The 19,258-nt window shown below is 31.4% G+C and carries 17 protein-coding genes; 10 read left to right on the top strand and 7 right to left on the bottom strand.

Features of this window, described 5'->3' with window-relative positions; all coding sequences use genetic code 11:
* Positions 1–28 precede the first annotated feature (28 nt).
* The 3 genes from LL966_RS08485 (at position 29) to LL966_RS08475 (ending at position 3,773) form a co-directional block, all read left to right on the top strand.
* Positions 29–1,498 (top strand): oligosaccharide flippase family protein, encoded by a 1,470-nt coding sequence (locus LL966_RS08485; RefSeq protein WP_229352415.1) that lies wholly within the window; start codon positions 29–31, stop codon positions 1,496–1,498.
* Between the two features lie 94 nt (positions 1,499–1,592).
* Positions 1,593–3,200 (top strand): mechanosensitive ion channel family protein, encoded by a 1,608-nt coding sequence (locus tag LL966_RS08480; protein ID WP_229352414.1) that lies wholly within the window; start codon positions 1,593–1,595, stop codon positions 3,198–3,200.
* A gap of 273 nt (positions 3,201–3,473) precedes the next feature.
* Positions 3,474–3,773: a hypothetical protein gene (locus tag LL966_RS08475; RefSeq protein ID WP_223705319.1), complete on the top strand. Its 300-nt coding sequence runs from the start codon at positions 3,474–3,476 to the stop codon at positions 3,771–3,773.
* An 84-nt stretch (positions 3,774–3,857) separates the two neighbouring features.
* Here LL966_RS08475 and uvrA read toward each other — a convergent pair whose 3' ends face one another.
* Positions 3,858–6,653: an excinuclease ABC subunit UvrA gene (gene uvrA / locus LL966_RS08470; protein ID WP_229352413.1), complete on the bottom strand. Its 2,796-nt coding sequence runs from the start codon at positions 6,651–6,653 to the stop codon at positions 3,858–3,860.
* A 435-nt stretch (positions 6,654–7,088) separates the two neighbouring features.
* On the opposite strand from uvrA, the gene LL966_RS08465 reads away from it, so the two are divergent.
* The 3 genes from LL966_RS08465 (at position 7,089) to LL966_RS08455 (ending at position 9,480) form a co-directional block, all read left to right on the top strand.
* Positions 7,089–7,673, top strand: a complete 585-nt coding sequence (locus LL966_RS08465) for an RNA polymerase sigma factor (protein ID WP_229352410.1) — start codon at positions 7,089–7,091, stop codon at positions 7,671–7,673.
* A gap of 50 nt (positions 7,674–7,723) precedes the next feature.
* Positions 7,724–7,867 (top strand): hypothetical protein, encoded by a 144-nt coding sequence (locus tag LL966_RS08460; protein ID WP_229352409.1) that lies wholly within the window; start codon positions 7,724–7,726, stop codon positions 7,865–7,867.
* A 548-nt stretch (positions 7,868–8,415) separates the two neighbouring features.
* Complete coding sequence (locus LL966_RS08455; protein WP_229352408.1) at positions 8,416–9,480, top strand: tetratricopeptide repeat protein; 1,065 nt, start codon at positions 8,416–8,418, stop codon at positions 9,478–9,480.
* A 39-nt stretch (positions 9,481–9,519) separates the two neighbouring features.
* Here the strand turns inward: LL966_RS08455 and LL966_RS08450 are convergent, their stop codons facing one another.
* The gene (locus LL966_RS08450; RefSeq protein ID WP_229352406.1) at positions 9,520–10,200 is read right to left on the bottom strand and encodes an endonuclease III domain-containing protein; all 681 of its coding nucleotides are present in this window, start codon (positions 10,198–10,200) and stop codon (positions 9,520–9,522) included.
* A 237-nt stretch (positions 10,201–10,437) separates the two neighbouring features.
* Between LL966_RS08450 and bcp the strand changes: the two genes are divergently transcribed.
* On the top strand, positions 10,438–10,890 hold the full coding sequence (gene bcp / locus LL966_RS08445) for a thioredoxin-dependent thiol peroxidase (RefSeq protein ID WP_184164312.1): 453 nt from the start codon (positions 10,438–10,440) through the stop codon (positions 10,888–10,890).
* Positions 10,891–11,179: 289 nt separating this feature from the next.
* Here bcp and LL966_RS08440 read toward each other — a convergent pair whose 3' ends face one another.
* A complete protein-coding gene (locus tag LL966_RS08440) occupies positions 11,180–12,640 on the bottom strand; it encodes a TonB-dependent receptor (protein ID WP_229352404.1) in 1,461 nt (486 codons plus the stop codon).
* Between the two features lie 89 nt (positions 12,641–12,729).
* Between LL966_RS08440 and LL966_RS08435 the strand changes: the two genes are divergently transcribed.
* The 3 genes from LL966_RS08435 to LL966_RS08425 are packed head-to-tail and all read left to right on the top strand — an operon-like array spanning position 12,730 to position 14,480.
* On the top strand, positions 12,730–13,494 hold the full coding sequence (locus LL966_RS08435; protein ID WP_229352401.1) for an MBL fold metallo-hydrolase: 765 nt from the start codon (positions 12,730–12,732) through the stop codon (positions 13,492–13,494).
* A gap of 12 nt (positions 13,495–13,506) precedes the next feature.
* The gene (locus LL966_RS08430; RefSeq protein WP_229352398.1) at positions 13,507–14,010 is read left to right on the top strand and encodes a hypothetical protein; all 504 of its coding nucleotides are present in this window, start codon (positions 13,507–13,509) and stop codon (positions 14,008–14,010) included.
* 44 nt (positions 14,011–14,054) lie between these two features.
* Positions 14,055–14,480 carry a hypothetical protein gene (locus LL966_RS08425; protein WP_229352397.1) on the top strand — a complete coding sequence of 142 codons (426 nt, stop codon included), beginning with the start codon at positions 14,055–14,057 and terminating at the stop codon, positions 14,478–14,480.
* A 73-nt stretch (positions 14,481–14,553) separates the two neighbouring features.
* On the opposite strand, the gene LL966_RS08420 is transcribed toward LL966_RS08425, so the two are convergent.
* The 4 genes from LL966_RS08420 to LL966_RS08405 form a co-directional block, all read right to left on the bottom strand.
* On the bottom strand, positions 14,554–15,198 hold the full coding sequence (locus tag LL966_RS08420) for an alpha/beta hydrolase (RefSeq protein ID WP_229352395.1): 645 nt from the start codon (positions 15,196–15,198) through the stop codon (positions 14,554–14,556).
* A gap of 95 nt (positions 15,199–15,293) precedes the next feature.
* Positions 15,294–15,620 carry a hypothetical protein gene (locus LL966_RS08415; RefSeq protein WP_229352392.1) on the bottom strand — a complete coding sequence of 109 codons (327 nt, stop codon included), beginning with the start codon at positions 15,618–15,620 and terminating at the stop codon, positions 15,294–15,296.
* Positions 15,621–15,624: 4 nt separating this feature from the next.
* Positions 15,625–16,875: a dihydroorotase gene (locus LL966_RS08410; protein WP_229352390.1), complete on the bottom strand. Its 1,251-nt coding sequence runs from the start codon at positions 16,873–16,875 to the stop codon at positions 15,625–15,627.
* Positions 16,876–17,051: 176 nt separating this feature from the next.
* Positions 17,052–18,980 carry a vWA domain-containing protein gene (locus LL966_RS08405; RefSeq protein WP_229352388.1) on the bottom strand — a complete coding sequence of 643 codons (1,929 nt, stop codon included), beginning with the start codon at positions 18,978–18,980 and terminating at the stop codon, positions 17,052–17,054.
* Positions 18,981–19,258: the final 278 nt, after the last annotated feature.

Genomic DNA, 19,258 nt, shown 5'->3' with positions numbered 1-19,258 from the left:
TCTAAAATCTAAATTCAGAAATCCAAACATGGGTGTTGTCTTAAATCAGTCTTTTAAAAATACAATTATTACCTACATTGGCTTTGGTATTGGGGCCATTAATACACTTTATTTGTATCCAATTTTTCTTGGGTCAACTTTTTATGGATTGACAAACTACATCACCTCAAGTGCAAATGTTATTATGCCTTTGTTTGCTATTGGAATGCAAAATACATTAGTGAAGTTTTATTCTCAATATAAAACCGATGAAGAAAAATCTCAATTTTTGTCTTTTACGGTTTTGTTTCCTATTCTTTTAATAATTCCATTGTTATTAATTGGACTTTGTTTCTACGATGAAATTTTGTTCTTTTTGTCAAAAAAGAATGCAATTGTCAAAAGTTATGTGTGGCTTATCCCATTTATAGGTTTGACTATGGCTTATTTCGAAATTTTTTATGCTTGGGCTCGTGTTCACATGCATTCTGTTTTTGGAAATTTTGTTAAAGAAATCGGTTTAAGATTGTTTTCTTTATTTTTACTGATAGCGGTTTATTACAACGTGCTTAGTGTTGAAGGATTTGTATATGCAACAGCAGGATTATATTTTTTAGCCTTTTTGGTTACCATGTTTTATGCATTTAGTGTCCAAAAGCCTCATTTTCAAATTTCTAAACCAAAAAATACAAAAGATATATTAGTTTATACATTTTATATTATTTTATCAGGAAGTGTTGCCAATTTATTGCTTGATGGAGATAAAATGATTTTGAATCAATATATGATCATTGATAATATTGCCTTTTATTCGGTTGCAACATATATCGCTTTAGTTATTTCGGTTCCAAGTCGTGCCATGCATCAAATTGTTTATCCAATTACAGCAAAATTAATGCATGAAAACAAACACGATGAATTAAATGTGCTTTATAAAAAAACCTCTATTAACCTTCAAATGGTGGGCGGTTTTGTAATGCTCGGTATTTTTGTAAATATTAATCAATTGTATGAATTGGTTCCTAAAGAATACAGTGGCGGAATTTCGGTAGTATTTATGATTGGTCTTTCTAAATATTTTGATTTGATCTTAGGAAATAATAATGCGATTATTTTTAATACCAAATATTACAGAATGGTGTTGTATCTAGGATTAATGTTGGTTGTATTGACGATCGTGCTGAATATGATTTTTATTCCAATTTTCGGAATTTTTGGTTCTGCTTTCGCAACACTTTTATCTATTACTTTATATAGTTTAGCCAAACTGCTTTTTGTAGTTAAGAAGCTTCATTTATATCCATTTACCAAACAGACTATCCATTCGATACTATTAACTTTCGTTTTATTTTTAGTGTTTTACTTTTGGGAATTTCCATTTTTTCAATTAATTAGTATTGCTTTAAAGTCGATTTTGGTTACTATTGTGTATGTTTATTTAAATTACAAATTCAAGATTTCACCTGAAATTAATGATGTAATTGATTCAATTTTTAAAAAGATAGGAATTAAGATATAATCAGGTTTTAACGAAAACTGAAAGTAATTTTAAATTGTAGCTTTTTTGTTTTTATATTTGTTAGAAAGGATAACTAATTTATTTCTAATATAATATGAGAATAAAAGTACTTAGTTTATTAGCATTCTTTCTGATTTTGTTTTCTTCGTTATTATTTGCCCAAACAAATAATAAACAGTCTTTTGAAAAATCGGATTTACCAACAAAGCTAAAAGGTTATCCTGTAAGTCCTTTTAAAGACACACTTTTTTTAGTTTATAATAATGTAGGATCTTTTTCTGCCAAGGAACGAGCAAATTATATCTCCAATAAAATAAAGAGACTTTATGAAGAGTCTTTTTTTGAAAAAGATTCTATCAATATTATTCCTTCAGACGTTTCATTGGATATTGTCTATAAAAATGATTTGGTCATAATGTCTGTTTTAGAGGGTGACGCTAAGGCAGAAAACACAACAATTTCTTTTGTTGCTAAACGTAATTTGACATTAATCAAAAATGCTATAGTTTATCAAAATGAAAATTATTCACAATTGCCCAAACGAATTGGATATACGGCATTGTTGGTTCTTATAATTAGTTTGGTTCTCTTTTTGGCAGCAAAGCTTTTTAATTTGCTCAAAAACTATATCATTAAAAATAAAGGAAGATACTTTAGAGGTGTCAGTTACAATGCCATAAAGATATTATCTCCACAAAAACAGCAGTTTATATTTCTTCGTCTTTTTGGTTTTATAAAAACGGTAACTCTAATTTTTATTGTTTATTTATCTCTTCCAGTTTTATTTAGCATTTTTCCAGCGACCAAAGAATATACTACAACATTGCTTCAGTGGATTTTGACACCAGCGAAATCAGTTGTAATGGGACTCATTGATTTCTTACCGAGGTTGATAACTATCATTGTAATTATTGTCATTTTTAAATATGCACTAAAACTGATAAAATTTTTCTTTTATGAAATTAAATCAGAAAACATTAAAATTGACGGATTTTACAGTGATTGGGCTTTGCCTACATTTAACATCATAAGGTTGTTAATGTATGCTTTTATGCTGGTAATTATATTTCCTTACTTGCCAGGTTCTGATTCATCAATATTTAAAGGAGTATCTGTGTTTGTTGGTATTCTGTTTTCTCTTGGTTCTTCAAATGCAATTGCCAATATGGTTGCAGGTTTAGTTATTACTTATATGCGTCCGTTTAAAATAGGCGATTATATAAAAATTGGTGATGTGAGCGGAGAGGTAATCGAAAAAACGGCTTTAGTGACTAGAATTAGAACTCCCAAGTTTGAAGATATTACAATTCCAAATGCCACAGTACTCTCTAGTACATCAACCAACTATTCAGCAAATACAAAGCAATCTACCAACGGATTACTGATTCATACTACAGTATCAATTGGTTATGATGTTCCGTGGAAAGCTATTCATGAAGCTTTAATAACTGCAGCTTTAAAAACAGAAATGATTGAAAAGGAGCCTAAACCATTTGTGCTTCAAACGAGCTTAGACGATTTTTATGTTTCGTATCAAATTAATGTTTATACAAAAGAGCCAACTAAGCAACCAAGAATCTATTCGTCGCTTCATCAAAACATTCAAGACTCATTTAACGCCGCCGGAATCGAAATTATGTCTCCACATTATAGTGCGTTAAGAGATGGAAATGCTTCTACAATACAATCTGAAAAGAAGTAACGCTAAGTTTTTTATTCTATAATTTGAACTGTCTAAAGTTAATTAATTGAAAACAAGAAATTAAATTTCAAATTTTAACACGTGAATATTTTGTAATTAATCGAATTAAAATTAACTTTAACATGAAAATTTATCAGTAGTTTGTTGTAATAGCCTTTTTTTTTCTAACAAAATCATTAAATGTAGGTATTTTTTTATTTTTTAGAAAGTGGTATTTTTGCAGGAAATTACTAATGAAAGTGTAATTTAGAATTAATTGTAGAGTAAATAACTATGAAGGACAATCATCTTAGCCATGAACAAAGCATGCAGGTATTTTCCAATATGATCTCAAACAAAGTTCATAAGGGTTTTACGCTGGAAGAAAGAAATGATAAGTTGCTTTTTGCAGTTTTATCCAAAGGAGGAAAAGTGGTTAACCACAGTTTAAATTTTATGATTTTTTGTTTAACTCTAGGTTTGTGGTCATTTGCATGGCTGTATCTTACTTTTGAGGCTTCAAAACAGAAAAAGATCTTAGTAGCTATAGATGAAGATGGTTTTCCTTTTGAGGAACGATGTCTAGTAGCTTAAATATTTAAGACAGAAAATTAAAAGCCATAAATACAAACTAATCAATTGTATTTATGGCTTAATTATTTTAAGTAAAAGAGACTTTTACAATTTATCTTTCAAATAAACACCTGTTACAGACTCTTTAACTTTGACGATATCTTCCGGAGTTCCAGATGCCAATAAATGTCCTCCATTTTCACCACCTTCTGGGCCAAGATCAAGAATCCAGTCGGCACATTTTATTAAATCAAGATTATGCTCAATAACAATAATAGAATGTCCTTTTTCAATTAGAGCATCAAAAGAAGCTAAAAGTTTTTTAATATCATGGAAGTGTAGCCCTGTTGTCGGTTCGTCAAATACGAATAAAGCTTTTTCCTTAGTTGCGCCTTTGACTAGAAAAGAAGCCAATTTGATACGCTGAGCTTCACCACCTGAAAGAGTAGAAGAGGATTGTCCTAATTGTACATAACCCAAACCAACGTCTTGCAGAGGCTGTAATTTTTGCGTAATTTTTGATTGTTTATTTTTTTCGAAAAAAGCAATCGAATCATCAATAGTCATGGTTAAAATGTCATTGATGTTTTTATTGTCAAAAGTGATTTCTAAAATTTCTTTTTTAAATCGTTTTCCTCCACAAGTTTCGCATGGTAATGAAACATCTGCCATGAAGACCATTTCGACATTAATAGAGCCTTCTCCTTTACAAGTTTCGCATCGGCCACCGTCAACATTAAAAGAGAAATGTTTGGCTTGATAACCTCTTATTTTCGATAATTTTTCTTTAGCATACAAATCACGAATATCATCATATGCCTTAATGTATGTTACAGGATTTGATCGCGAACTTCTTCCAATCGGATTCTGATCGACATATTCGATATACTTAATCTGAGAAAAAGAACCTTTTAATTCTGTAAATTGCCCTGCTTTTTCAGATGCGCTTTCCAGCTTTTTTTGCATTGCAGGAAATAAAATTTTCTTAATCAGCGTACTTTTTCCACTTCCTGAAACACCTGTAACAACGGTTAAGACGTCTAAAGGAAAAGTGACATTTATATTTTTTAAATTGTTTTCACGAGCGCCAACAATATCAATATGGTTTTTAAATTTTCTTCTTTTCTTAGGAACAGAAATTTCCAAATCACCATTTAAATATTTAGCTGTTAATGAATCTGATTTTAGAATTTCATCATAAGTGCCCTGTGCAACTAGTTTTCCTCCAAAAGTTCCAGCTTCAGGACCAATGTCAATAATCATATCAGCGGCTTTCATAATATCTTCATCGTGTTCAACCACGATAACGGTATTGCCTAAATCACGAAGAGAAAGCAGTACTTTGATTAGTCTTTCGGAATCTTTTGGGTGCAAACCAATACTAGGTTCGTCTAGAATGTACATGGAGCCAACTAAACTGCTTCCTAAAGAAGTTGCAAGATTGATACGTTGCGATTCTCCTCCAGAAAGTGTAGCAGAATTTCTATTTAAAGTAAGATAATCCAGACCAACTTCAGTTAGAAAAGACAAACGATTATTAATTTCAACCATCAAACGTTTTGCAATTTGCTGTTCGTAAACGTTTAATTCAATATTTTTAAAGAATGTAACCAAATGTTTAATTGGTAAATCGACTAAATCGGAAACTGTTTTGCCATTGATTTTTACATAAGAAGCTTCTTCTCTTAAACGCTTTCCTTTGCAGACATGACATTTCGTTTTTCCGCGATAGCGCGATAACATGACACGATTCTGAATCTTATAATTTTTTTCTTCTAATTCTCTAAAGAAATCATTTAAACCTTGAAAATATTGATTTCCAGTCCAAATTAAATCTTTTTGCTCATCGCTTAACTGAAAATAAGGTTTGTGAATTGGAAAATCAAACTTATAGGAATGCTTGATAAATTCATCTTTATACCAGCTCATGCTTTCGCCTCGCCAAGGATAAATAGCACTTTCGAAAACCGATAAGGAAGTATTAGGAACCACAAGATCGGCGTCAATTCCGATTATATTTCCATAACCTTCACAAACAGGGCAGGCTCCATATGGATTATTGAAACTGAATAAATGAACATTGGGCTCTAAAAATGTAATTCCGTCCAATTCAAATTTATTGGAATATGAGAATCTTTTATTTGAGTTTAATTCTTGCAAATAACAAATTCCATTTCCTTCAAAAAAAGCAGTTTGAACAGCATCAGCAAGACGATTGTAAAATTCTTCTTCCTCTTTTACAACAATACGGTCAATAATCAGTAAAATATCTTTATTGTCAAATTGATGTAAATCTGAAGCATTAAATTCGTCTAAACGAACCATTTCGTTATCAACCAAAATACGAGCAAATCCTTGTTGTAAAAGAACTTTAAGTTTGTCTTCAAGCTGTCTTCCTTCTTCTAAATGAATAGGAGCAAGCAACAACCATTTACTATCAATTTCTAGGTTTTTTACTTCTGAAATAACGTCGGTTACCGTGTTTTTTTTAACTTCTTGCCCAGAAATCGGAGAGTAAGTACGCCCAATTCTAGCAAATAAAAGCTTAATGTAATCGTAAATTTCGGTAGAAGTTCCGACAGTCGAACGAGCGTTAGTTGTATTAACTTTTTGCTCAATTGCAATTGCTGGAGCGATTCCTTTTATATATTCTACTTTCGGCTTGTCTAAACGGCCTAAAAACTGACGAGCATACGAAGATAAACTTTCTACATAACGGCGTTGTCCCTCGGCATATAAGGTATCAAAAGCTAAACTCGATTTTCCTGATCCTGAAAGTCCTGTTATAACAACAAGTTTGTTTCTAGGAATAACCACATCTACATTTTTTAGATTATGTACTTGTGCACCTTTTATTATAATATTTGATTTTGGGTCTATTTTAGAAAGATCAATTTGCATAAAAAAGTCAATTTTTACAAAAGTAATCAATTTTCAATTGGATTTTGTTATGGAATTAGTTCCAAATAATAACTATTTCAATCTCTTGGAAGGTTTTGTAAAATGATTTAAAAGCAGAAATTAAAGACAGAATAAGACTAAAAAATCAACTTTTTAATGATTTAATTTTATTAGAATAAATGGAATAACCAGGTCAATTTTAAGAATTTTATGAATGTTTTTGGGGCTTTTCTATGTAAATTTTAAGTTTATTCTAGATTATTAAATGTTTTTTCGATAATTATTACTGAATTTATTTGGTTTTTAAAATAAATAATTGTTAAATTTGGCCAGAACATTATTATAACTCATAAAAAAGAAAAGCCTATTTAAGAAAACTACTTTTTAGAAAATTTACTCCAAATTTTTAAACACAAACTAAAAAAAGTAGTTATTATGGCTGATCTGCATACTCCAGACGCTCTATTGGTAAAAAATTATGTTGAAGGCAATGAGGCTGCACTTGCAACATTAATAAAAAGGCATGAATCTAAGATATATGGTTTTATATACTCAAAGATTGCTGATAGAGATATTTCAAATGATATTTTTCAAGATACTTTTATTAAAGTAATCAAAACTTTAAAAGGTAATTCTTATAACGAAGAAGGTAAATTTTTACCTTGGGTTATGCGTATTTCTCATAACTTAATCGTAGATCATTTTAGAAAAACGAAAAAAATGCCAATGTACAGAGAAACAGAAGAATTTTCTATTTTCTCTATCATGTCGGACGATTCATTAACAATTGAAGGCAAAATGATTGTAGATCAAGTAGAACTTGATTTAAAAAAATTAGTAGAAGAACTTCCAGACGATCAAAAAGAGGTCTTAGTAATGCGTATGTATCAGGATATGAGTTTTAAAGAAATCTCAGAGATAACAGGCGTAAGTATCAATACTGCACTAGGAAGAATGCGTTACGCGCTAATGAATTTGAGAAAAATAATTGACAAACATCAAATTATTTTAACCAACTAATACTATTTTGATAATTAGCTCGTTATACTAATATAAATCATTTTGAAAGTATGGCGAAAATTTACTCAAAAAAAGCATTAGCTTCTAAAGATCTTAAACCAAAAAAAGAAGTCGTTTCTTTTATTTTAAACTATTCACAAGCCTTAACAGTAGTTAAGAGTGAAGAAAAAAGTTTTGAGATTATAGCTAATTAAACCGCTAACTGTATTTGTTGGGGTTTATTAAAATATAGCCAAATGGTCGTTTTGGCTGACAGACTCACTATTTGTATGTTGCATACTAATAGTGAGTTTTTTTTTATTTTTTCTGCTCTTATAATTAGAAAGACATTTTTCTCAATAATTTTTTTATAAGTTTTTTATTCTATTTTTTATAAGTTTTGTTAAAATTTAATATTTAGATTCGATTTTATATGTTTATTTAGTTTTTAATTTTATTTTAGTTAAAAACTAATTTTTTATTCATTAAAAAAGCTGTTAAAGAGATTTTTCTTTAATTGTGTGTTTTAGGGAATAACGATTTTAAAAACCAATGAATTAATTATTAAAAACTTAACCAAAACCAGATTATTTATGAAGAAAAACTACCCTTGTCTGTTAAGTTGATGTTTATTTGATTTTACGCAGAAAATATTTGGACCAGAAAATATTAATGCTTCTGTTAATTTCAATTTATTTACTTGGAATTAATGCCTCAAAAAACACCAAAAGAATCATTTAATCAACCAAAACTTAACCGCAAAATGAAAGAGAACATTAGAATGCTATCATGCTTGTTTATGATTAGTATGGGTGCTTTTGCCCAAAAAGAACAAATTAAGGAAGCACAATCTTTGTATGATAAAGGAAAAAGCCAGGAATCTTTGGCGATTTTAAAAAAAGCAGAATATTTAATCCTTAATGCTTCCGATGAAGACAAATCAGATTATTACTTTTTAAAAGGAAATGTGTACAAAGATCTTGCTACAAAAGATATAGATGCCGTTAATAATTTTACATTGGCTTCTCAGGCTTATCAAGATGTTTTTTTATATGAAAATGAGTCTGGAAAATACAAATCTACTGTTAAGGCTAATATGGCTTTAAAAGATATGAAAGGTAGTCTCGTAAATGGTGCAATAGCCGATTTTAAAGCGGGCAGATTTAAAGAAAGTGCAGAAAAAAGCTATAAAGTATATTTGTTTGACAAAAAAGATACGCTGAATTTATACAATGCCGCTTCTTCTTCTATTAATGCGAAAGATTATAATGCCGCAGTGACTTACTATGAAATTTTGAAAAAGATAAATTTCTCAGGAAAAGGAGTTTTATATTACGCAACAAACAAGAAAACAAAAGAAGAAGATAATTTTATTTCTCCAAAAGCCAGAGAATCTGCAATTCAGCAAGGTTTGTACGAAAAGCCAAGAACAGAAACCGTTCCTTCAAAAAAGATTGAAGTTATTAATAATTTGGCCTATGCATACATGGAGAGAAAAGATTATCCTAAAGCAGAGTCAACTTATAATGCTGTTTTAGAATTAAATCCTAATTATGTAGATGCTTATATCAATCTTGCTTATTTGAAATTGCAAATTAAGAAAGATTTGGCTGATGAAATATCAACATTAGGAACCAGTCCGTCAGAAATGAAGAAATACGATAAATTGAATGCTCAAAAAGATGACGTTGCAAGAAGTGCAATTCCATATCTTAAAAAAGTCTTGACTCTTGAACCGAAAAATGAAGATGCGACCAAAACATTATTGGGTGTTTACAGATCACTCGATATGATGAATGAATATAATGCTTTAAAAGCATCACGATAATTTTTTAAATAGACCAAAAATGCTAAGGCACAAAGATTTTTATTTTTGTGCCTTACTTTTTTTAACTACTGGAGGTTTTTCCATTTCTTCTATAATAGATTTTTTTCCGACGGTTTTGGTAATAATATCTTTTTCTAGACTCCAGCCGCGCGCAGGCGAATATTCTCTTCCGTACCAAATGATTTGCAGGTGTAAGTCATTCCATAATTCTCTAGGAAATAATCTTTTAGCATCTTTTTCAGTTTGAGCAACATTTTTGCCATTCGACAAGTTCCATCTGTACATTAATCTGTGAATATGAGTGTCAACAGGAAAAGCAGGAACACCAAAAGCCTGAGACATTACCACACTTGCCGTTTTATGTCCAACTGCTGGCAAGGCTTCAAGGGCTTCAAAACTTTGAGGAACTTCACCATTGTATTTTTCAATCAAAATTTCTGATAACCCATAAATTCCTTTTGATTTCATTGGCGACAAACCACACGGACGAATGATTTCTTTAATTTCTTCTACAGACATTTTTACCATGTCATACGGATTATCGGCTTTTGCAAACAACAATGGAGTAATTTGATTCACACGTACATCGGTACATTGAGCTGATAACAAAACCGCAATTAAAAGTGTATAAGGGTCTTTATGATCAAGAGGAACAGGTATAGTAGGGTAAAGTTCTTTTAAAGTATCAATAACAAATTGTACACGAGCTTCTTTATTCATTTTTGTTTTTTTAGTCCCGTAAAAATAGTATAATTTTGATGATGTGCCTAATCCAGCTTTCCGTTTCAACTCCTCATTATGCTAGTAACATTTTTAAGTATTTAAAAGAGCTTCCGTTGGTCGCTTTTTAAATACAAAAAATGTAAACTATCATAATTCCGGGGTTTTCACTGCAATCTGGGGCAGGAAAAAGTTATGAGTTCTGAGTTATCTTTGTTAAATCTAAAATAAAAAAATATGACAACATTAAAAGCAGGGGATAAAGCGCCAAATTTTTCAGGAACAGATCAAGACGGAAAAACGCATAAACTAGCAGATTATGCTGGAAAAAAACTAGTAGTTTTCTTTTATCCAAAAGCAAGTACGCCAGGATGTACCGCAGAGGCTTGTGATCTAAGAGATAATTTTCATCGTTTTCAAGCTAATAATTACGAACTTTTAGGAGTAAGTGCTGACAGTGCAAAAGCGCAAGTTAAATTTAAAGAAAAATATGAATTACCTTTTCCGTTAATTGCAGACGAAGACAAATCGGTTATTAATGCATTTGGAGTTTGGGGACCAAAGAAATTCATGGGAAAAGAGTATGATGGAATTCACAGAACAACTTTTGTAATCGATGAAAAAGGAATTATCGAAGAGGTAATCGAAAAAGTAAAAACAAAAGAGCACGCTTCGCAGATTTTGAAATAGTGTTCAGTCGCAGGTTTCAGTTGTCACCCTGAGCGATCCAGAGGCTTCGGGAGAAGGGCGCTCCAATTGGAACGAGTGCTTCTCCCGAAGCCTCGGGATCGCGTAGCCTGACATAAGATGATTCAATTCAAAAATAGAAAGTTCGTACAGCTTATACATACAGCTTTGCGAACTTTGCATTTTCATAAAACCTCGTACATCAAAAAAAACTTAGCGAACTTTGCGTTAAAAAAAAACACTCAGTTCAAAACCTGAAACAAAAAAAGTCCCAATCTAGGGACTTTTTTTATTATGTATTTTGTTCTAATTCTTTCTGCGGATGATATCCAAAAAGATGATGTTCTTTTATAATTTCTGGAATTCCAGGTGGCAGCATTGGTTCCCAGCCTGTTTTTCCTTGATTGATCATTTTTAAAACTTCTCTAGAAAAAACTTCCAGAATATTCGGATCATAATCTTCGATATCGACCACTTTTCCATTAAATTTAAAGAATTTGTACAATTCTTTCATTCTTGGGTGAACCTTCAAATTGTTCGAATCCATTAACGTTCCGTCGTCGTCCAGCATTGGATATAAGAAAACTTTCATATCGCGGTAGAATAATTTTCCAAATGCTTCCAGAATTCCTCCACTTAAATGGCGGTAATACTTCTCATCAAAAATATCTACAAGATTGTTTACTCCCATTGCTAATCCCATTCGGGCTTTAGTATAATTAGCGAAATATTCAACAACTTTATAATATTCTTGGAAATTAGAAATCATAACAGTTTGACCAAGAGAACAAAGTAATTCGGCTCTGTCCATAAAATCGCGTTCATCGATTTCTCCATCCGAGCGTAAATTAGAAAGTGTGATTTCGAAAATAACTAATGTGTTACTTTTTTCAACCTTATTTTCATTGAGAAACATTTTTAATGATTTCTCATACATATCCATATTAACTTTGGTAACAGGGCGGAAACTTCCTCTTAAAGCTAAAAGATTCTTTTTGTATAAAATCGCCGCTGGTAAAATATTTTTTCCTTCAGGATTAAACATTACGGCATCTGTCATTCCGTTTTTAACCAATTGTAAACTCATCAAACGATTGTCTACATCGGCAAAACGTGGTCCAGAAAAGTTAATAGTGTCAATTTCTAACTGATCCTTGTCTAAGTGATCATATAAATAGCGAAGTAATCGTTTAGGGTCGTTGTATTTGTAAAAAGCACCGTAAATTAAGTTAACACCTAAAATTCCTAGTGTTTCTTGTTGTAGTCTAGCGTCGGTTTCTTTGAAACGAATGTGTAAAATAATTTCGTTGTAAGCTTCATCTGGTTCAATTTGGTATCGAATTCCAACCCAACCGTGACCTTTAAATTGTTTTGCAAAATCTATTGTAGCAACGGTATTGGCGTAACTGAAGAAAAGTTTTGTAGGGTGTTTTTCACGGCTTAAACGCTCTTCGATAATTTGCCCTTCATGGGTAAGCATTTTCTTTAGTCGCTCTTCGGTAACATATCTTCCGTCATTTTCAGCTCCGTAAACGGCATCACTAAAATCTTTATCGTAGGCAGACATTGCTTTAGCAATTGTTCCCGATGAACCTCCGGATCTGAAAAAGTGTCTAACAGTCTCTTGTCCAGCACCAATTTCAGCAAATGTTCCGTAAATATTTTCGTTTAAATTAATGCGTAACGCTTTGTCTTTTATAGAAGGAATCTGTTCGATGACCTTGTCACCCTTGAGTTTTATTTCTGTACCCATTTTGTTTTAAATAGATTTGATACAAAGTTAGTAAATTAGCAGTCTAATGAAAGAGAAATAATCTATTTTTGTAAAAAAATTAAGTTCAATTGAAGGTTTATTTTTTAGGTACAGGTACTTCTCAAGGCATTCCGATTATCGGAATCGATCATCCAGTTTGTAAAAGCACTGACGCTAAGGACAAAAGGCTTCGTGTATCGATCTGGATTACATGGGATGATCATTCGTTCGTAATCGATTGCGGTCCTGATTTCAGGCAGCAAATGCTTTCGTGCGGATGCAGAAAACTAGATGCAATTTTGTTTACACACGAACATGCAGATCATACTGCAGGTTTAGATGATATTCGCCCTTTTAATTTTAGACAAGGTGAGATTCCGATTTACGGTCATCAGCGTGTTTTAGATAATCTAAGACGCCGTTTTGATTATGTTTTTGAAACCGTAAATAAATATCCAGGTGCCCCAAGCGTCAAAACAATACAAGTCCAGAATAATAAGCCTTTTAATGTTGGAGATAAAATTGCAATTCCAATAAATGCTATGCACGGTGATTTGCAGGTGTTTGGATACCGCATTGATGATTTTGCTTATTTGACAGATGTCAAAACGATTCAGCAGGCAGAAATAGATAAACTGAAAGGTTTAAAAGTTTTGGTTGTAAATGCTTTGCGCGTAGAACCTCATGATACGCATTTTAACTTACAAGAAGCACTAGATTTTATAAATCTTGTTAAACCCGAAAAAGCTTATTTGACGCATATTAGCCATGTTTTAGGCTTTCATGAAGAAGTACAAAAAAAACTTCCAGAAAATGTTTTTCTGGCTTACGATAATTTAGAAATTACCATTTAATTACATTACACAATGAAAAAATCCTTAATGCTTTATCTTTTTATTCTGGCTGTTTTAATGAATGTGTTTACATATGCATTTTATAGTGGAGAAGTAAAATTTGCTCAGAATAGATATGATAAGACAACTAAGAAACTAAGAGACAGTATCAATTTAGTAAAAACAAAATTAGCTGAAGCTGATTATTTTTCTTTAGAACATAACGAAAATGCACAAAATTACTTCGATAATACTGCTTCTGGAGGGAAAGTTATTTTATACGAAAAACTGATTCCAGTTGTAACAGAAAAATTGTTAGATTTTAATTCAGATCCAAAAGGAAATCCTTATACAGGCCAAGATCAAATTGGGCCAACAAAATTTGTTATAAATAAAGTGAAAATTTTAAACCATAGATGGATCATTGCAGATTACAGTAATGGAGAATTATGGGGAGAAGTCTTGTTAAAATACTTTGTTGATAACGATGATAATATTACCTTTGAAGTAAATCAAACTTGGTTATATCAAAAATAGGATTTTAAAATCCTATTTTTTTTGACCTTTAAATTAATAGGATTATGAAAAAGATGTTTTTGTTTTTGATTATTGCAAGTGCGTTTTCTTGTGCTAAAAAAGTTTCTCAAGAAAATGTAAGTAAAACTCCTGAAGAACCCAAAAAAGAAGTTGTGGTGGGTGGAGATGCTGATTCTCATGGTTGTAAAGCTTCGGCTGGATACACTTGGTCAACGCTGAAAAAAGAATGTATTCGAATTTTTGAAGGAACTAAGCTGTCGCATTCTGATGATGGCAAAACGTATACAACTGCATCTTACGTAATTTTTGAGGGAAATAAAGCAGAACTTTTCTTAGATACTCAAAAAGAGTCTATTATTTTAGAAAGAAAATCGGAAGGCGACTCTTGGGTTAATGGCGATTGGCAGTTAATTCCTTGGAAAGGATATGTTTTGAAAAAAGGGGAGAAGATTCTTTATGTAGGGCAATAAAGTTTAGATTATTCAGTCGCAGTCTCAGTTTTCAAATTCACACAAACTGAAAACTGAGACTGCGACTGAAAACTTACAAAGCCAGCCAATTCTTAAAATCAAAGAAATTCTGCGGAGCAACGCCGTGACCAACAGGATATTCTTTGTAAGTAACAGGAATATTTAGTTTTTCTAAAATTGCTGGAGTTTTTCTGGCCCACTCAATCGGAATAACTTGATCTACAGTTCCGTGCGATGCAAATATTTTTAGGTTTTTAAAGTCGTTGTTTTCAAAACCATCTTTGATAATTTCTTCATTAAAATAACCACTCATTGCTACAACTCTTTGAATTTTTTCTGGATAAGAAAGTGCTGTTGCATAACTTAAAATAGAACCTTGACTAAATCCGATTAAAGTTACGTTTTTAGCATCAATTGGATAATTAGCAACCAATTCATCAATAAAAGAAGCAATTATATCACGTGAAGATTTTGCTTGTTCGTTATCTGAAAACTTATTCTGATCGGCATCAAAATTAATCGCATACCAAGCATAACTTCCATATTGTAAATCATATGGCGCTCTAGCAGAAATGATATAATAATTGTCTGGAAGTTCAGAGGCAAATGAGAATAAATCAGCTTCGTTACTTCCGTATCCGTGCAGTAAAAGTAATAATGGATTTTTATCTAAAATTACTTTAGGTTCTTGTATTTTATATTCTAAAGATAGATTCATTTTTTTAATTGTAAATTTTTAGTTGTGAATTGTGAATTTCAAACTTTGAAATTTGAATTTGGAATTTGGGATTTTTTAAATTGGAATTTTAAAATTTATCCAATTTTACGAAACCATTTCTGAAACAATTCTCCAACTAAAGGAATTGGTTTCATTTGACCTTGAATAGCATTAAAAATACCGAAAGTCCAAAGAATTGAAATACAGATCCACATCGGGAAAGTGATAAAAAAACTGTCAAAATTGCTGATAATAGCTCCGAAAGAAATAAAAGTCAGAGATAATCCTAAAGCTTGACGAATATGAAAAGAGGCAAAACTATTTTTGTTTTCAGAATTCATAGACATTGCAATCAAAACACCAATAATTAAAATGTAACTGGTAATTGCGATCGATTTTCCTTCTTCAATTGTATTCTTCATTGTATTATTTTGTAACAAGTTGATTTTGATTAAAAATTCCGTAAACAGAACCTTTTATTTCAGTTCCTAAGAAAGCAGAATTTTTAGATTTGGAAAGAATGTTTTCTTTCGTAAAAGTTGATTTGTGCTCTGGATTAAAAAGTGTAAAGTTGGCTTTTGCACCTTCTTCTATTGTGCTGCCTTCAAGACCGAAAACAACTCTCGCAGCAGTTAATTTTGCTACAATAGTTTCTACAGGTAAAACGGTCATTAACGCTCCAAATGCACTTTCTAAACCAATAGTTCCGTTTTTTGCTGTATCAAATTCCATTTTTTTAAATTCGATATCAATAGGATTATGGTCAGAAGTAATCATATCGATTGTTCCGTCAGCAACTCCATTTAATAGAGCCTGTCTGTCGACTTCTGTACGCAATGGTGGAGTTACTTTAAATCTGGTATCAAAACCATCTAATTTTTCATCCGTTAAAACTAAGTGATGCACAGTTGCGCTACAAGTTACGTGTAAACCTTTAGCTTTAGCTTCTCTAATTAATTCAACTGATTTTGCTGTAGAAATAGTTGGAATATGAAGTTTTCCTCCGGTATACTCTAACAAAAATAAGTTTCTTGAAATTTGCAGTTCTTCAGCTAAATTCGGAATTCCTTTCAAACCTAATCTTGTCGAAACAATTCCTTCGTTTGCAACTCCATTTCCTTTAATATTTGGATCTTGCGAGTATGCAATTACCAGACCATCAAAATCCTGTACATATTGTAAAGCAATTTTTAGGATATTAGCATTGTCGATACTTTTGTTGTAATCTCCAAAAGCGACGGCGCCAGAATTTTTCATATCAAAAAGTTCAGCCATATCTTTTCCTTCGCTGGCTTTTGTTAAAGCACCAATTGGGAAAATTTCTGTTGCAGAACCATTTGCTTTGTTTTTTACAAAATTAACCTGAGACTGATTGTCAATGATTGGCAAAGAATTGGGCTGTAAAGCAATTGCTGTAAAACCGCTTTTTGCTGCAACATTCAATCCGTTTGCAATGGTTTCTCTGTCCTCATAACCCGGTTCTCCAAGTGAAACACTGCTGTCAAACCAGCCTTGAGAAACGTGCAGATCATCAAATCGTATAACTTCTGCATTATCGTTTGGAAGAGAAACGCCTATTTTTTCTATTAAACCATCTGCAATTAAAAGATCAACGGTCTGATTGTGAAACGGACTTTTGGAGTCGATAATTTTGGCGCTTTTGATGATTATTTTCATATGTAGATATATTTATTTTAATTGAAAGTTTTATTTTTTAAACACATAGAAACATAGATTTTTTATTTTTTGTCTGAGGTAAAATAAATGACACATCATTTACACATAGCTATGTGAATTTTAATTAGTGAAACGCCTTTTTAAGTTTTAAAAACTATGTTTCTATGTGTTTATTTTTACTTCACAAATTTTATAATTGCCATTTCTAATGCTAAAAATAACAGTGCAAAGATAACAAACCATTTCCAAATTTGGCTGTCTGTTCGCTCTGTTTGTAAGGTATTAAAAATGGTAGAAATCGTATCGGCAGTTTTAAAATCTGAAACCACATTTGTGTTTACCTGACTTAAATCGCTTTCTGTTCTTTTGTAATTAAAACTGATATTTTCAATCCATTCTTTTTTATCAAAAACGCTATAATTTCCAGCAGTTTCCGGAAAATCATTAAAAGTTAATTTGACTTTATTATTTAATATCTGCTGAATTGGAATAAAAGAATCATCGTTTCCTTTTACTTCTAAAATGGCATCTTTAGTCAGTAAAACATCCACAAAATAGGGCTGATTATTTCCAATTGTCAATGCATTTACTCCAGTTTTTTGATTGAATTGCCCAATTTTATAAAATAAAGGAACAATTAAAGGCGATTGCTGAAAATTAGAATTTGTGCTATTTATCGGAGCCGTAAAAACCGTTATTCCAGAAACCTGATTTTGAACAGCAGTTACAAAAGCTGTTTGATCTTCAAACGAAAGCACAGCTGGATATGAACTCGAAACTGAAAATGAACTGTTTACTTTTGGATATTGAAAATTCGTTATTTTATTCTCAAAAACTCCTGAAAACAAAGGATGATCGAAATTAATTTTAGTAATTAGTTTGCTGTTGGATTCTAGATTTCCAAACTGAATTTTTCCAAAACCACTTAAAAAAGCGTTTAAATTAGAAACGGATGTTTTCTCCGATGGAATTACAACTAGATTTCCGCCTTTTGAAACAAAAGCTTTCAAGGTGGTTTGCAAAGCCTGTGGAATTTCAGCTAGCTCGTTTAAGATAATAGTATTTTGTTTTTCTAAACTATTATAATCTAAAGAACTGATGGAATAATTATGATAATTAAATTCGCCAGAAGTATATATTCTCGATAGAAAATTGCTTTTTTCGGGTTCGCCAATGCTAATTATATTTGTTTTTTTGTTTTTAGAAATACTAAAAAACAGCTTATTATCATACGCTAAACCATTATCTTCAATAGAAACATATCCATGAAAAGCTTCTTTTGGAATCGTAAAATTGATTTTCTTTTTCTTGGTGTCAAAATTGACAATCGTCTTGGCAATCAGTTTGTTTTGATTGTATAAAGCAGTCGAAACAGGTTTGAAATCTTCGCCATAGGCAGAAAGATTTATGCCAATTTCGTAGAAGTTTTCTAAAGTCTGATTGATGTATACGCTGTCGATCGAAACGTTGTTTTTCTGCTCTGCTGCTGGTATTATAAAGTATGGTTTTTCTTCGAAATCTACATTTGCAATAGCTGCCTCTTTTAAACCAACTGCATCGGTAATAATCACAATGTCTTTTTTATGAGCCGATTTGTGTGCTTTAATTTTAGCTGTTATAGCAGAAAGATCAAAAGAAGTTGCGCTGTACTTTAAATTTTGTAAAGCACTTTTTGATGATTTAATGTCGGTATTCCAGAAATTGTCTGTGTTTGTTAAAAGCGAAAATTGGGTGTTTTCGGGAGTGTTTTCTAGTAATTCCTGAACGGCTCTTTTTAATAATTCACCTTTTTTTCCTTTTGCCTGCATACTAAAGGAATTATCCAAAACAATATACATTTCATTTGATGCATTTTTGCTGTCTGCTGCTTCAAAAAATGGCTGAGCAAAAGCTAAAATGGTAAAAGTGAGCAATAATAAACGAGTAGCTAATAAAAGTCTTTTTTTGATTTTTGAACTTTTACGGGTTTGAATGGAAAGTTCTTTTAAAAATCGGACATTGGTAAAATAGGAAGTTTTAAAACGTCTTAATTGAAATAAGTGAACCAAAATTGGAACGATCAATAAAAACAGAAAGTATAGAATTTCGGGATGTTTAAAATGCATTCTGGCTTCGATTTACTTCACTACGTTTTGTTTTTCGCGAAGATGCTCGTCAAAAATACGAATTAAAAATTATTTCAAACCATATAAGTTCATGTAAGAGATTTTAAATATTATGCTGATTAATGCAAAAGGGAAGTAATACGTTCTGATAAGGATTATAAGTTAAATTCTAATTGCTAAAATGAACTCATATGACTTATGTAGTTAAAAAAAATGCAAATTATGTAATTTCTTTTGTAACATAGAAACTGTTTCAAAACGATATTATTGCTTATTTT

This window comes from Flavobacterium chungbukense, assembly GCF_020805785.1.
Classification (GTDB): domain Bacteria; phylum Bacteroidota; class Bacteroidia; order Flavobacteriales; family Flavobacteriaceae; genus Flavobacterium; species Flavobacterium chungbukense.
This window is presented reverse-complemented; position numbering and strand designations above follow the sequence as displayed.

What these genes read in the sequence shown, in the direction of transcription:
- bcp (WP_184164312.1), top strand. Translation starts at nt 10,438, where the DNA reads ATGACAACATTAAAAGCAGGGGATAAAGCGCCAAATTTTTCAGGAACA.
- LL966_RS08475 (WP_223705319.1), top strand. Translation starts at nt 3,474, where the DNA reads ATGAAGGACAATCATCTTAGCCATGAACAAAGCATGCAGGTATTTTCC.
- LL966_RS08430 (WP_229352398.1), top strand. Translation starts at nt 13,507, where the DNA reads ATGAAAAAATCCTTAATGCTTTATCTTTTTATTCTGGCTGTTTTAATG.
- LL966_RS08485 (WP_229352415.1), top strand. Translation starts at nt 29, where the DNA reads ATGGGTGTTGTCTTAAATCAGTCTTTTAAAAATACAATTATTACCTAC.
- LL966_RS08455 (WP_229352408.1), top strand. Translation starts at nt 8,416, where the DNA reads ATGAAAGAGAACATTAGAATGCTATCATGCTTGTTTATGATTAGTATG.
- LL966_RS08465 (WP_229352410.1), top strand. Translation starts at nt 7,089, where the DNA reads ATGGCTGATCTGCATACTCCAGACGCTCTATTGGTAAAAAATTATGTT.
- LL966_RS08405 (WP_229352388.1), bottom strand. Translation starts at nt 18,980, where the DNA reads ATGCATTTTAAACATCCCGAAATTCTATACTTTCTGTTTTTATTGATC.
- LL966_RS08410 (WP_229352390.1), bottom strand. Translation starts at nt 16,875, where the DNA reads ATGAAAATAATCATCAAAAGCGCCAAAATTATCGACTCCAAAAGTCCG.
- LL966_RS08480 (WP_229352414.1), top strand. Translation starts at nt 1,593, where the DNA reads ATGAGAATAAAAGTACTTAGTTTATTAGCATTCTTTCTGATTTTGTTT.
- LL966_RS08450 (WP_229352406.1), bottom strand. Translation starts at nt 10,200, where the DNA reads ATGAATAAAGAAGCTCGTGTACAATTTGTTATTGATACTTTAAAAGAA.
- LL966_RS08460 (WP_229352409.1), top strand. Translation starts at nt 7,724, where the DNA reads ATGGCGAAAATTTACTCAAAAAAAGCATTAGCTTCTAAAGATCTTAAA.
- LL966_RS08425 (WP_229352397.1), top strand. Translation starts at nt 14,055, where the DNA reads ATGAAAAAGATGTTTTTGTTTTTGATTATTGCAAGTGCGTTTTCTTGT.
- LL966_RS08415 (WP_229352392.1), bottom strand. Translation starts at nt 15,620, where the DNA reads ATGAAGAATACAATTGAAGAAGGAAAATCGATCGCAATTACCAGTTAC.
- LL966_RS08440 (WP_229352404.1), bottom strand. Translation starts at nt 12,640, where the DNA reads ATGGGTACAGAAATAAAACTCAAGGGTGACAAGGTCATCGAACAGATT.
- uvrA (WP_229352413.1), bottom strand. Translation starts at nt 6,653, where the DNA reads ATGCAAATTGATCTTTCTAAAATAGACCCAAAATCAAATATTATAATA.
- LL966_RS08420 (WP_229352395.1), bottom strand. Translation starts at nt 15,198, where the DNA reads ATGAATCTATCTTTAGAATATAAAATACAAGAACCTAAAGTAATTTTA.